Below are 14,594 nucleotides of genomic sequence, written 5' to 3'. Positions count from 1 at the left end.
GGATTTCGACTCATGGTATACCATGAATTCGCTTCTGGTCGTAAACCATGATTTTTAGTTTAACTATTGTTTACTATGGCTTTATACAAGAAATTGCTTCATCTAAAGTATAATAGATGAGGCAAATTGGAATTCTGCTTTTATGCTGTTTAAGTTTTCAATCTATCCGAGCTCAAGAAATTGACTTTGAAAAATATTTCAAGGCAATTGAGAACATGACCTATAACATTGAAAAGTTTGACACGGCTTACTATTTAAGTGATGTAATGCTGCAAAATGCCAATACAGATAATGAAAAAGGGTTGGCCAATTTTGCAAAAGGGCTGGTTATTGTTAAAAATGGTTGGGGATATTACCTTGGCGAATATGGCGTTCCGTATCTAGAAAATGCGATTAATTACTTTGCCGCTGTTAACGACAGAAAGCACATCCAAGAAGCTCTAAATGCTCTTTCCATAAGTTACATCACCATCTATAATCCCGACAATAAAATAACTTCTGAGCGAGAATTGGAATGTATAAGAATGGCCCTCCGGATTCAGCATGATAAAAACTACCGGATTCCATTGCCATTTGTGGCCAATCAAAAAGACGAAAAAACGAACCCAGAAAGCATAAAAAGAACGATTAAAGTAATTCAAGATAATTTAGCGTATGCTTTAGAGCAGCAAGACAGTCTTACTTTTATGTACCGAACAGAAAAACTAGGCTATCTCTACTGGCAACTAGACGGTAACTTAGACAGGGCCGAGCCCTCTCTTTTAGCTGCAAAAGAAATGGCTCAGAGGTTTAACAATCCTTTTTTTGAAAGCGTTTGCCTCAGCCAACTTGCTGTTTATTCCAACATCTCTAAAGATTATCAAAAAGGACTGCAATATTCATTGGAAGGACTGAAACATTCCCAAACAAACAATCTGGGTTTTCGGGAAACCATTTTTAGAGACCAGCTTTATAATGCCTATATGGCTCTTGGTAATAAAGAAAAAGCCATTTATCATAAATCGCTTACCATTGAGGCTAATGAGAGACTGCAACGAGATACGCAGCATAAACGCCATAAAATGGTTGTGGATAGAATTAAGGAATTGGAGTATAGAAACCAATTGGAGCATGAACTCAGCAAAGAAAGAAATCGGATAAAGATGTACTATACCGCTCTGTGGGGACTTTTAGGACTTGTGGGTTTAGCTCTTTATTCTAATTATAGACTAAGACAAAAAAACAAAGAAATAAAAAGAGCCGCTCTTAGTGGTCAAACCATTGAGCGGAAAAGGGTAGCGGCAGATTTACACGACAACCTTGGTTCCACCATATCTTCAATACAATGGGCTATGGATAGTATAGACCAGCGAGAGTTAAAAGCGAGCCAACTGGAAGTCTTTAAAAGCCTTCAAAATCTTCTTCAAAAAGCCTATGGCGATATACGACTACTGGCTCATAACCTTTTACCCCTTTCTTTAGAAGAACAAGGACTGGCAGATTCTTTAAAAGAACTGGTTCATAAAATGAATAAGAATGGCAAAACGAAGTTTATACTTTCGGTCGACGATGACTTTAAGAGACTTGATAAAACCAAGGAGTTTGAACTGTATTGTATCTCTTTAGAATTGTTTAGCAACATTATTCACCATGCCGACGCCACTGAAGCTCATGTAGAGCTCTCACAAACTTCTGGTAAAACTACCCTCTCCATATCTGATAATGGGAAAGGTTATGAACCCTCTTCTAACGATGGAATGGGACTTAAAAACATTAAAGAAAGAGTATCTTCTATTGGTGGCACTTGGCAGATAAAACGAGCGGATGAAAATGGTGTTTTCAATCTTATTGAGGTTCATCATTAAAGTTAAACTGTTATGGACTCATCAGTAATCAAAATTTTAAGCCTACATCCTATCAAGATTATTTTACCTTGGGTTTTAATTCTGGGTTTACATTCCTTGGCCTGCGGCCAAAAAAAGAGTATTAGTGATACCACAGCAGTTATAGCTTTAATAGAAAAAGCCAATAATTATCTCCATAAAAATGCACTTCAAAAAGCTTTAAAAACGAGTAATGAGGCTGAAGAAATAGCCAACAAAATGAAATGGAAACCCAGCTTACTTAAAGTGTATTTAACCAAAGCCTCTATTCAAAATGTATCAAACCAGCATTACGAGGCTATTTCAACAGGATTGAAGGGTTTAAACTTAGCAAGGGAACAGGATGACAAGCTAAACGAAGTATCCTTTTACAGATCACTGGCAAATAATCATGACATGTTAGACAATTATGCGGTCGCCATTCCTTACTATCAAAAATGCCTGGAATCTTCTAGAAACTTACCAAAGGCTGAAAAAATAAGAGGGCACTGCTATGTGGAATTAGGCGATGCTTACAGAATTCATTTCAAAAACCCAGAAAAAGCTAGAGAACTCATAGAACACGGGATTGCCATTTACGAAAAACTAGACTCTTCTGCTTTAGGTTACGCTTACGATTATCTCGGCGAAGCCCTCACAGACTTGAGACTATTTAAACAGGCAGAAGAAGCTTTTAAGAAGTCTAGGGCTCTATATGAAAAAAACCAAGACCTCTACCTCATTCCAGAGTTACTCTTTCATACCGCCAATCTATATCTGAAAGAAAAGAACTACCCCAGTGCCATAGCATATGCCAACGAGGGTCTGGTTTATAGCAAAAAAATGAAAACCATTTATGGCGAAAGTGAAGCAAACCGAACCTTATATGAAGTTTATAAAGCCACCAATAAGCCAAATTTGGCACTGCAACATTTTGAGCGTTATACCCTCTTAAGGGATACTATGCATATGGCCAATATTCATAATCGCTTTAAACAAGTGGAAATGGATGTTCAGCTTCAAAAACAGGAATCTAGAATTAAAGAACTAGTACTAAAGCAACAAAAGAATCAATTACAAACACAGCAGCTATGGCTCTATGGCCTTCTTGTACTCTTATTAATTACAGCACTTTTCATCTTTTACTTTAGAGCATTAAACAAAAAACTGAAGGAAAAAAATACTCAAATATCTGAGGCTTTATTATTGGGACAAGCCATCGAGAGAAAGCGTGTAGCCACGGATTTGCATGACACCATAGGAGCTAATCTTGCATCCATAAATTGGACACTTGATGTAATCAACACAGAGAATCTACCATCCAAAGAGAAAGATGTTTTCCAAAAATTAAGAAATCAGCTCGTCCAAACCTATGAACAAGTAAAACTCCTAACGCAAAACCTAGTGCCTGAAGAGCTTGAAAAAAGAGGGTTGGTTTTGTCGTTAAAAAACCTTGTCAGAAAAAACAATGAATCTCTAAGAGCAAAGCATACTTTAAAAATCGATGACCATTTCAAACCACTGCATGCCAAAGTAGAATTTCAGGTTTACTATATCTGTTTAGAACTTATGAATCAGAATAAAAACAAACTTTGGGGAGAATTTTCTTTAGCACAAGTTGGAAATCAGATAAAGCTAAAACATACAACCGATGGAAATCTCTCTAATACCAATGATGACACAAGTCAAAGAAACGTAGCTCTTCGAGTGGAAATTTTAAATGGAAAATTAAAAGAAGTAAATGAAGCTGGTGTAAAAACAACCACTATAAATTTCAAACTAGCTTAATTAGCCTTCCACCAAACCATGTTTCAACGCAAATTTGGTCATACCAATGGCACTTTTAACGTTTAATTTACGCATCAAATTACCCCTGTGTGTCTCTACGGTGGCAACACTTACGAAAAGTTTTTCAGCAATCTCTTTGGTGTTAAATTCTTCTGCCACAAGTTTAAGAATTTCTAATTCTCTTGGAGTGAGTAGCTCTATGGTAGTAGGTGTAGCTTGATTTAAATCTTCACCAAAATTCATGGCTAATTCATTTACCACGTCCTCACTAAAATATTTCTTTCCCGAGACAATGACTCTTACAGCTCTTTCTAGCTCATCTTTCCCAGATTTCTTCAAAACGTAACCCTTCACTCCTGCTCGAATAGCGTCCCTAATTTGTGTGGCGTCTTCCACCATAGTCAGCATCAGAATTTTTAATAAAGGTGCCTTCTCTCTTAAAATTAAAGCCAAGTCTACACCAGAACTTCCTGGCATATTAAAATCCGAAATAAGGACATCTACTTCGTTAGAAATCAAAAATGTAATGGCGTCTTTGGTATTATTAAAACATTTCAAAACTTGAAAGTCTTCTATGGATTCAAACAATAGACGCAGAGCATCCAACACCACTTGATGGTCGTCAATTAAAACAAGACTTATGGGTTTCTGAGTCATTACTTAAGTTTGGACAAACGAAAATAACGGAAGTATTGGAAGAATAAATAAAAGCAGCCTTGAAATCTACTTCTCGGTTACAGATAGGGCATAATATACTCATTTTTAGCAGCTTCTAATCCTGCGAAATCAAAACCGCTACGTTTCCCGTCTTTTGCCCAGAATAAACATAAGCAAAAGCCGCTCCTATTTCATTGAGCCTATACGTTCTATCAATTAGGGGTTTCATTTGCCCAGATTCTATCAGTTTTTTTATCAGCAAAACACTTTTCATAGTATTCAATGGTATAGGAAACTTCACCTTCTTTCCTTTTGAAAACTTCCCTACTATCGTTAAAAAGAGATTTTGCGACCATGGACCCAATTCAGAAGAGATGTAGACTCCCTTTGATTTTAGAATTGGTTTACATTTAAAAAATGTGCTTTTGCCTACGGCATCAAAAATGAAATCAAACGGTGTATCTAATCGGGTGAAATCTTCCGTTTCATAATTAATCACCCTATCAGCCCCAAGCGTTCTCATTAAATCTAAGTTTTTGGTATTGGCTACGGCCGTTACCTCCGCACCATAATACTTGGCAAGTTGTAATGTAGCCGAACCTATGCCTCCAGTAGCTCCGTTGACTAAAACTTTATCGCCCGCTTTCAAATCCACCTTGTTTAGAAAATTAAGCCCATAATGAGCTCCTTCTGTACAGGCTGCCGCTTCTTCAAAAGTGAGCTGATTGGGTTTTATGGCAAAAGCTTCTTTATCAGAAAGCACTAGGTATTCGGCATGAGCTCTTAGTCCATTTGTATTTAAGCCGAAAACTTCATCACCTTTCTTAAAACCGCTCACTTCTTTACCTACCTCTTCTATAATTCCAGAAAACTCCGTGCCGAGAATAATAACTTTGGGTTTAAAAACACCCGTCATTAAACGCATAAAAAAGGGTTTTCCATAGAAAATGGCACAGTCTGTTCTATTAACAGAAGCTGCTTTCACTTTAATTAAAACCTCGTTTTGCTTTGGTATAGGCTTCGGAAAATCTTCTAATTTGAGGTGCTCTGGAACACCATATTTTAACCATTTGATAGCTTTCATAATTAAAAATACATTTTCTAACGAAAATCATGATGGGCTAAATTATCAATGGTTTAAAACACTTTTGAATGGTTTAACTTTAATAAGTTCAGCTATTAAACCCAAAATTCAATAAACTTTAAAACGTTAGTCATTGGCACAGATATCTTCTATTTCTGCGACAAATGTAGCGTTTTGTTCTACCTGAAAACCTTCATCCATTAGAATTGACTGGCCTGCTTTCATTCGAATTTTGGCACCCGAATTTAATTTGTTTGTGGCTGTTAAATCTTCTTTGGCGGCAAACATTTTAACTATATCTCCTACGTCGTGATCTGGACTACTGAGTAAAAGTTGAGGTAGAATAAAAGACACTAAACCACTAGAGGCGTTTTTTTCGGGGCAAGCACCATTCTGAATAACGGCTCTGAATTTTGTATCTTGCTTCACCTTTTTAAATTCCAATGAATCGGCAGTATTTGAAATGATTTCTATATTAACAAAATCGTCTATAGAAGACTCCCAACGTTTTATTGGGCCAATATTTCCAACTAAAAATAACATTCCTTTATTATTACGACTACAGACAAACGTATCAATTACGGTTCCCGAACTCGAAGTTGGTTCATTTACAGCGAAAGTTACCCGTGTTCGGCAAGACGAATAAGTAGTATCGCCTAAATAATAGTTTTTAGAAATAGGTGTTCCGGTATCAGCAATACCAGAGCCCGAAACTCCAATTGGATTGAATACATTTTCCGTGCTCAAAAAGTCTCCGCCAATTGGAAACGATCCCCATGTCCATGGACGGATAAATTCAACGGCTGCCGAACTTTTTGTTGTAAAACTTCCGACAATTCCGACTGCGAAAGTTGAAGCTACAAGAAAATACATATTGCCCTCAACTAGTGATTCTGTGACTTTCGATTTCGAACCAACCCCTGAATCATCATCCCCTCTTAAAAAATTTGTTGCCGGATTACTAGGGTCAAATGCATTTTGATATAAGCTTAAATAAGTGTCGTTTATTGAACCGTCTGTAGTTTCAAAAGAGAATGAACCAGTTGATGGGCTAATAAAAGGAATTACCCTAAAATAACATAGCTTACCAGAGGCAATATAAGTATTAGAATTATTATTAGAACTAGACCTATTATAAGTGCTGTCTGAAACAATAGTACCATTATAAACTGTATCCAGACTTTCTGAAGCTAGAAGACCTTCTCCAATGGGAACTGTTCCGTTTTGGCAGACATTATATACTCCGATTAAAGGCATCGGGCCAGGATTCACAACTACACTCACTTTTTGACTTGCTGTGGGATTACAAGGATCTTCGGAAATTGTAAAAATATAATCGACAGATATTGGTTTTTCTGTACTGTTAATTAAAACTTCATTGATGAAAGGTCCAGATCCTGCTCCTACACTATTACTTATTCCTACAACGATTGGCCTCGTCCATGACAAAGTGGCACTCGGCGGAGCATTATCAGCAAGTGCCTCGTACACAAAAGACAAATTTGAACAAATCGCAGGTGGTGTTAGACTAGATGTTAAAAATCTCGATAGAAGCGTAAAATCTTCTGTAACTATTCTGTCATGACTTGAAAGCCCTGTTGAAGCATTTTGACCTAGACCACGTCGAGAAAATGCTCTTGCTAAAGCACATTGATATCTACCGCCAAATAAGTTAAGGTCAGCTTGCAATATGGCATCTCTGGCATCAATAAAACTTGGAGAACAAGGCTGAATGGACAAACCAGTACTTACAAGCTTTAAGGCCGCCACATTTCCTCGCATATCAGCTAAGTTGATTGGTACGTCATATATATTATCAATAATTTGATTGTCTTCAAGAATTATTTCCCAAGTCATATCCCACAAAATGGTAGCCCAAATGGAACCAATCCCGTGCGGTTGTGTGAAGCTAGGATTAGCAACCTGTCCGTATGTAACTAAGGGATTGACATTTGCCATGTCATATGAATAGGGATAGGGTCTGACGCCATCACCGTTTATAGATTCACCTAAAATATACGTCCCAATTCCTCTTGACAAATTAGCATTTGCTACACTAGGAGAAAGTAAAGACCAATCTGTTGTTAGCATTAATGCTAAATAGTCACTCCAGCCGAAGGAGGCACTCTCGGTATTTGAAAGGCAAGAAACTGTATTAGGCCCACCAGTTAACCTCCTTGACCAAGCATGCCCGTAAGTATGTACCACCACCCCATTATCAAAGGCAGCCTCGGGTTGGTAGGTATCTCCATTATCAAAAACACCAATGGTCATACGCACTATTCCACCATCAGCCGTGGTGGTAATATTAGCATCGTTTGTTGTGAACCCATCTTGTACTTCTGCCAATATGGCGTCACCACCTTGCCCCCCTCTTTCAAGGTTATAATTTTGAAAATTCCCTGCTGGTTCATCAAAACCATATTGCCATAAGATGTCGTGTGTCAAATTACACCAGTAAAAACAATTGGTTATGGCGGCATTTTGGTTCGCTGTAGCAGTATTTAAACCATGGGTATATGAAAAATTAAAATTTAAATCGGTAGACGATGGTGTAAAATCAGCAGGCTCGTTAGCTACATTATCATGATCTGAATCTTCATAGGCAATAACATTATTCCCTTTTGTTATCGTAGAATTCAAACTTTCGTCGTCACCATCATTGTGCCAGCCGTTTGTACTTCCTATTCCAGTGCCTAAAGGTGCAAATCTGGCATAGGGAGAGCTTACTAAAGTATTTAAACCATGATTTGGGCTTTCTAAAGGGTAATCAAAAACACGATAAGTATTAGTAGTCAAAGCACCTTCTGCTCCCTGAACACCTTTTCTAGACGACTTTTCGATAATCGGTTTTACATAATTCGATGGCTCTCCAAATGACGATTGAATGACATTGTCTTTAATATCCAACACTTCCCCATTTATAGCATCAATTTTAATAGACCATTTATGTTTGTATCCTTTTTCATAAATATCAGTATCCCATACTAAATGTAAAGCTGTGCTTCCTTTGATGTCGGATTCGTACCAATACAACTTCACAAATACGTTTTCATCACTTAGTTCATTATCAAAGAAAACAACTTCCTTAAAGATTTCATTATTAAGAAAAACAGAAGATACTTCGTTCAATTGCTCACCTGCATCTAAGCTCACACTTAGTGCGGCCTTTTGTAAGGCACTTTTGGCTGTTATGATAGACTTAAAATCTATTTTAGGTAACCTAGAATTTAAATTCTTAACACCTCCATTTCCCACATGTAAAACCTTTCTGTCTTTTAATGTCAAATTCAACATTCCATTATAAACTTCGATTCCTTGTGCTATCTGGCTTAAATAAATATGATACAGGCCTGTCGATGAAGAGAAATATTCACTCGACACCATTAAATTGTCTATTTCTGCTAGACTTAATTTCTGCTCCTTAGCATGGTCCTTTAAGTAGCTTTTTGCCACCAAGAATTCATCTTGTGCATTACCAATAATGTATATAAATAGACAGCAGACAGTCAAATAGAAAGTACTTAAGTTTCTCGTTTTCATGCTTCTATATAGTTTCATAATTAAAAGTATCGTTTCTTAATATAGCGTTTTCTGAGGGCATATTCAAACTTTGCAGTTGTCTAGCATTTATCCAGTCAGTACTATTCCAGCAAAACAAACAAGCAAAATCTTACAGATTTATAGCCCGCTTTGTTAAATAAAGCTACTTTGATAAGTCAAAAAGCATCAATAACGGAAGATTATTAAAAAACCTGAAGCAAGCATTCCCATTGCTTTTGGCTAATTTTGCAGTCGAACTACAATTGAACTTTAGTATACATGCTCTACCCGAGAAACATTGAGATAAAATTAGGTTTTAACACCATCAGAGAATTGGTGGCAGAACGCTGTGTGAGTGATTTAGGAAGGAGCTTTGTAGATAAAATTCGTTTCTCGGATAATTATCCTTTGGTTAAAAAGCTGATTGGACAAACTGCTGAATTTAAACTCATCATGCAGCTTCATTCGGCATTTCCTGAGCAAAACTTCTTAGATGTAACTGATGCTCTGACCAGTGCACAAACTGTAGGGGCATATCTTTCAGAAGAACTTTTCTTTGACATAAAACTCTCTTTAACCACTATACTGCAGATTCAGCAGTTTTTTGACGAAAAAGAAATTCAATTTCCACTTCTTGTGGAAATGGTGAAACAGTCCATTTCTGAAGATTTAGACTTAGAAGAAATCATTTCAACTATTGACGGTATTATAGACGAAAGAGGCATTGTAAGAGACAATGCCTCTAAAGAGCTATTCTTAATTCGTAAAAAGATTTTAGCAGAGCAAAGTGCCGTTAGAAGAACTTTAGAACGTATTTACAAGACCGCTAAAAACTCAGGCTGGATTGGTGAAGATATGACCCTGACGGTAAGAAACGGCAGATTGGTTATTCCTTTATTGGCAGAGCATAAGCGTAAAATGAAAGGCTTTGTTCATGACGAATCCGCCACTGGAAAGATGGCCTTTGTAGAGCCTTCTGAGGTGCTGGAAGCCAATAACGAAATTCGTGATTTAGAGATAAAGGAAAGAAGAGAAGTTATAAAGATACTTCGCGACCTTACGGCTCATATCAGACCACATATCTTAGAACTAAAGAGAGCCTATTTCCTACTAGGCATTACGGACTTTATAAGAGCTAAAGCCAAATTAGCAGTGGATTTAGATGCCACAGCACCACTTCTAGTCAATGAAAGAATACTAGAATGGAATTTTGCGAAGCATCCTATTTTATATTTAGCTCACCAAAAACTGGGCAAGCCAACTATTCCTTTAAACGTAGAACTCAACCCATTAAACAGAATTTTGATTGTCTCAGGGCCAAATGCAGGGGGGAAATCTGTGATGCTTAAAACCATTGGTTTAATTCAATACATGGCTCAATGTGGCTTTCTAGTGCCCGTTTCCCCTGATTCTAAACTTGGTATTTTCAGAAATCTATTTATTGACATTGGCGATGAGCAAAGTATAGAAAACGACTTGAGTACTTACAGCTCTCATTTGACCAATATGAATTTCTTCCTTTCTAACGCCAACAAAAGCACGCTTTTCTTAATTGATGAGTTTGGCACTGGAACGGAGCCCAATTTGGGTGGTGCCATTGCGGAATCGCTCCTTGAAAACTTTGTTAAATCTAGAGCTTTAGGGGTTATCAATACCCACTACACCAACTTAAAAATCTTCGCGGATAAAAACGACGGGTTGCAAAACGGAGCGATGAAATTTGATGGCGAGCAGTTAGAGCCGCTTTATATCTTAGAAATGGGTAAACCAGGTAGCTCATTTGCCTTAGAAGTAGCCAGTAAGATTGGATTGCCAGATTACATCACTAGAAATGCCAAGAAAAAACTAGGCACCCAGCAAGTAGATTTTGAAAAGATGCTGAAAGAGCTGGAGATTGAAAAGAAAGTTTTTGCCGAAAAGAATCAAGAGTTCCTTTCACAAAATGCTTTGTTAAAACAAAAAATAGAGCAATACAACGGACTTAAGGACTTCTTAGATGGTGAGCAAAAACGAATTTTAAATGACGCTAAAGCTGAAGCCAAAAGACTGTTAAAAGACAGTAATAAAGCCATAGAAACAGCCATTCGTGATATAAAAGAAAATAAAGCTGATAAAGAGAAAACCAAGATTATCCGCCAAAAGCTAGAAACGCTGAAGGAAGAAACGCTTGAAGAGGAAGCAACTGTTACACCAAAAGACGAGTGGCTAAAAGAGGACGGAGCCATTGTAATTGGGTCTTTTGTCAAAATTAAAGGGCAAGAAACCATTGGTGAAGTAATAGCCATTAAAGGCAGAGATTTTGAAGTGGCCATAGGCCAATTAAAGACCAACATAAAAGCCAATAGATTAGAGAAAGTAAATAAGAAAGCTTTCAAAACTGCCACCAAAGAAAAGCCAAGAGCCAGAGTAAACGGCGTGGATATGTCTGAAAAAATGGCCAATTTCAGCTTTAACTTAGACATTAGAGGTAAAAGGATGGAAGAAGCCATGCTGGAACTAGACAACCTCATGGATGACGCCATTATGCTGGGGTATAATGAACTTAGAATAGTACATGGTAAAGGAGACGGTATACTGCGAAACCTAGTGAGAAACCACCTAAAAGAATACAAACAAGTGAAAGGTTTTAAAGATGAACACGCCGACAGAGGTGGACATGGGGTTTCATTGGTTAGTTTAGCGTAAATATGAAAACAGATAACTCCCTAAAGGAAATTAAGAAATTTTGGCTGTGGTTTGAGAAAAACAATGCTCTTTTTATGAGGGTTTTGGAAGATGGCTCCGACTTAAAGCAGAAAGAACTCAGTAATTTCTTCGACGAAAAAATACTTTCGTTTGGGCATTTCACTTGGGAAATAAACGAAGGAAACTTCAAAAAGTACCAATTAGTGATTTCACCAAACAGGGTATTTGAATTACTTCAAATTTCTAAAAAAATAATTTCTAAGGCTCCTCAAATGGAGTTCTGGGAGTTTGCTTATGCCAGAGAAAAAGTAAGGTATATGGAGCCTTTTAAAATCTATGACCAAAACTTGGACGTCTATATTATAGATCCCAAAGACTGGTCTTTTAAGCAAGACGGAAAAAGTTTCTATGTGTGTGCTCCAAACCTAGAAAAGCTAGATGCGGAAACAGAACAACATGCCCTAGATTTAGTGGCTACGGCTATATTAGGAGAAGAAAACAGAATACTTAATATTACGACCTTGGTAAAGGTAGATAAAACCGACGAGACTTTTTTCTCTCTTTAGTTTTCTCTCATCTGTAATGTTTTTATTCCAAAAGTGTGGTCAGGATTCTCTTTAATGAGCATATAAATGAAAAACTCTTTGTTTTTACTTTTATAGCTTGCCACCGAATACTTTAAAGTTTTGGAAGTATTTCCTTGGTAAACATACCCAAACTCTACTGGTGGGTTGGTCTTAAAAAATGAAGACAAAATATATCCTGCTCTCTCTTGCGTTATCTTGGCGTATTCTATTTTTTCTGAGTCTATCACTAATTCCAACTCTGAGGCCAATAATGTTCTAAGTAAATCTGCATTTCCATGATTAAATGAAGTCGCTATCAAGTCCGTTATTTCCTTTAGAGAACCCGAACCTTTATCATAATCTGCTTTTAATGCTACTGAATTTGTCAACATTAGACAAAGCAGTATACCGAAAATGTATTTCATAAGTTTTATGTGAAGTTTGTTCTCCTGACAATTTATATATTGATTAAATTTGCATAAACTGTGCCAGAAACACCGATATACGCAAAGAATATGATGGATATAAAAGAAGTACAATTACTGCTCAATCCTGAACAGACCAAACAGAAAATCAAGAGAATGGCTTTTCAAATCTATGAAGGCAATTTTAAGGAAAAAAAACTGGTTATAGCGGGTATTAATGGCCAAGGTTACCACCTTGCAGAAGCGATATCTGAGGAGTTAAAAAACATAACTGACAAGGAAATATTTCTTGCAAAAATCATATTGAACAAGGAGGCTGAGAGCCAGCCAGACATTACCATAGAATGCGAAATTGATACTTTTAAGAAAAAAAGTGTGATTTTGGTAGACGACGTATTAAATACTGGAAGAACTTTAGCCTACACTTTTCGCCCTTTCATGTCTATTCCTTTAAAAAGCTTACAAGTGGCAGTATTGGTAGATAGAGACTATTTACTGTTTCCTATAAGGGCAGATTACGTGGGCTATAACCTCGCCACTACACTTAATGATCACGTTAAAGTGATACTTAACGACCAGAAAAAATATGGGGTTTATCTTTATTAAACGATGAAGTACAAATTCACCCTTTAACAAAAGATACACACACTACTTTTGGCACTGGTATATTGTCCTTATTGAGGCGATTTTCAAGGTATTTAAATCTAAGAATTACCTTTAATTATAATTCCACCATCAAAAATGCAAGCATAAGCTTACCCTATTACATCGCTATAAAACAGAAAATCAGTTTCTTCACCGATTTCGATATCAGCCAACCTTCAAGCTTCTACGAAAAGATAATGCTTTAAAGCAAAAAAACGAACGGAACTTGGTGGAAACAAAGCTCCAAGTCCTACTCGATTTTTTGAAGATCTGTAATTTTTATTTGTCGGCTTTAGCTCTTAGATAAAAGTCTACTAAAACTAAAGCTGCCATGGCTTCCACGATAGGTACAGCTCTTGGTAGAACACATGGGTCGTGGCGTCCTTTACCTGACACTATCACGTCATCGCCTGTTTCATTGATACTCTCTTGGTCTTTCATGATAGTTGCCGTTGGTTTAAAGGCCACATTGAAATAAATATCTTCGCCACTACTGATTCCCCCTAAGATACCACCTGCGTGGTTAGTTTTGGTTCTTACATTTAAATCGTCGTCTGTATAGAATTCATCATTATGTTGCGAACCATATAGTTTTACACCTTCAAAACCACTTCCATACTCAAAACCCTTTACAGCATTGATGCTTAGCATGGCTTTCCCAAGTTCAGCATGTAGTTTATCAAATACAGGTTCTCCCCAGCCTACTGGCACACCAGTGACTACACAAGTGATTATGCCACCTATAGAGTCTCCCTTCTTGCGGGTATCGTCTATATAATCAAACATTTTCTGAGCCATCTCGGCATCTGGGCATCTCACGTCGTTATCGTACCTTGTATTCAAATCTAGCTCTTGATAGCTTTTTTCTAGCTTCAAAGCTCCCACTTGATTGACATAGGCGGCTATTTTCACACCCATTTTGGCCAAAATGGTTTTAGCAATAGCTCCCGCCGCTACTCTGGCTGCCGTTTCTCTAGCAGAGCTTCTTCCTCCTCCTCTGTAATCTCTGTTGCCATATTTGGCAGAATAGGTATAATCTGCATGTGATGGCCTATACTTGTCTGCTATATGCCCGTAATCTTTGCTTCGCTGGTCTTCATTATGAATGACCAAGGCTATCGGCGTTCCTGTGGTTTTTCCTTCAAAAACCCCTGACAACACTTCCACACTATCTGCTTCCTTCCTTTGGGTTGTAATTCTAGACTGACCCGGCTTACGCTTATCTAGTTCAGATTGTATATATTCCTCATCAAACTTCACTCCTGATGGGCATCCATCTATTACCACACCTATGGCCTTTCCGTGTGACTCACCAAACGTAGAAATATTAAAAATTTTACCGTACGTGCTTCCCATTATT

The 14,594-nt window shown here is 37.3% G+C and carries 10 protein-coding genes; 5 read left to right on the top strand and 5 right to left on the bottom strand.

The window, feature by feature from the left end; genetic code table 11:
• Positions 1 to 116: 116 nt before the first annotated feature.
• Both ACSBFT_RS00775 and ACSBFT_RS00770 read left to right on the top strand, forming a co-directional pair.
• Positions 117 to 1,844, top strand: coding sequence for a sensor histidine kinase (locus ACSBFT_RS00775; RefSeq protein ID WP_489602898.1), 1,728 nt, complete (start codon positions 117 to 119; stop codon positions 1,842 to 1,844).
• Positions 1,845 to 1,856: 12 nt separating this feature from the next.
• Complete coding sequence (locus tag ACSBFT_RS00770) at positions 1,857 to 3,629, top strand: tetratricopeptide repeat-containing sensor histidine kinase (protein WP_489602897.1); 1,773 nt, start codon at positions 1,857 to 1,859, stop codon at positions 3,627 to 3,629.
• Here the strand turns inward: ACSBFT_RS00770 and ACSBFT_RS00765 are convergent, their stop codons facing one another.
• The 3 genes from ACSBFT_RS00765 to ACSBFT_RS00755 form a co-directional block, all read right to left on the bottom strand.
• Positions 3,630 to 4,286, bottom strand: coding sequence for a response regulator (locus ACSBFT_RS00765; RefSeq protein WP_489602895.1), 657 nt, complete (start codon positions 4,284 to 4,286; stop codon positions 3,630 to 3,632).
• A gap of 115 nt (positions 4,287 to 4,401) precedes the next feature.
• On the bottom strand, positions 4,402 to 5,370 hold the full coding sequence (locus ACSBFT_RS00760) for an NAD(P)-dependent alcohol dehydrogenase (RefSeq protein WP_489602894.1): 969 nt from the start codon (positions 5,368 to 5,370) through the stop codon (positions 4,402 to 4,404).
• 126 nt (positions 5,371 to 5,496) lie between these two features.
• Complete coding sequence (locus ACSBFT_RS00755) at positions 5,497 to 8,913, bottom strand: M36 family metallopeptidase (protein ID WP_489602892.1); 3,417 nt, start codon at positions 8,911 to 8,913, stop codon at positions 5,497 to 5,499.
• Positions 8,914 to 9,192: 279 nt separating this feature from the next.
• On the opposite strand from ACSBFT_RS00755, the gene ACSBFT_RS00750 reads away from it, so the two are divergent.
• Positions 9,193 to 11,598, top strand: coding sequence for an endonuclease MutS2 (locus ACSBFT_RS00750; RefSeq protein ID WP_489602890.1), 2,406 nt, complete (start codon positions 9,193 to 9,195; stop codon positions 11,596 to 11,598).
• Positions 11,599 to 11,600: 2 nt separating this feature from the next.
• A complete protein-coding gene (locus ACSBFT_RS00745) occupies positions 11,601 to 12,164 on the top strand; it encodes a hypothetical protein (RefSeq protein ID WP_489602889.1) in 564 nt (187 codons plus the stop codon).
• On the opposite strand, the gene ACSBFT_RS00740 is transcribed toward ACSBFT_RS00745, so the two are convergent.
• On the bottom strand, positions 12,161 to 12,589 hold the full coding sequence (locus ACSBFT_RS00740; protein ID WP_463047009.1) for a DUF4783 domain-containing protein: 429 nt from the start codon (positions 12,587 to 12,589) through the stop codon (positions 12,161 to 12,163). The genes ACSBFT_RS00745 and ACSBFT_RS00740 overlap by 4 nt on opposite strands.
• Positions 12,590 to 12,679: 90 nt before the next feature.
• Between ACSBFT_RS00740 and ACSBFT_RS00735 the strand changes: the two genes are divergently transcribed.
• Positions 12,680 to 13,195: a phosphoribosyltransferase family protein gene (locus tag ACSBFT_RS00735; RefSeq protein WP_489602887.1), complete on the top strand. Its 516-nt coding sequence runs from the start codon at positions 12,680 to 12,682 to the stop codon at positions 13,193 to 13,195.
• Positions 13,196 to 13,513: 318 nt separating this feature from the next.
• On the opposite strand, the gene aroC is transcribed toward ACSBFT_RS00735, so the two are convergent.
• The gene (gene aroC / locus ACSBFT_RS00730; RefSeq protein ID WP_489602885.1) at positions 13,514 to 14,590 is read right to left on the bottom strand and encodes a chorismate synthase; all 1,077 of its coding nucleotides are present in this window, start codon (positions 14,588 to 14,590) and stop codon (positions 13,514 to 13,516) included.
• Positions 14,591 to 14,594 lie beyond the last annotated feature (4 nt).

It is taken from the genome of Arcticibacterium sp. SM2516 (genome assembly GCF_057914865.1).
This window is presented reverse-complemented; position numbering and strand designations above follow the sequence as displayed.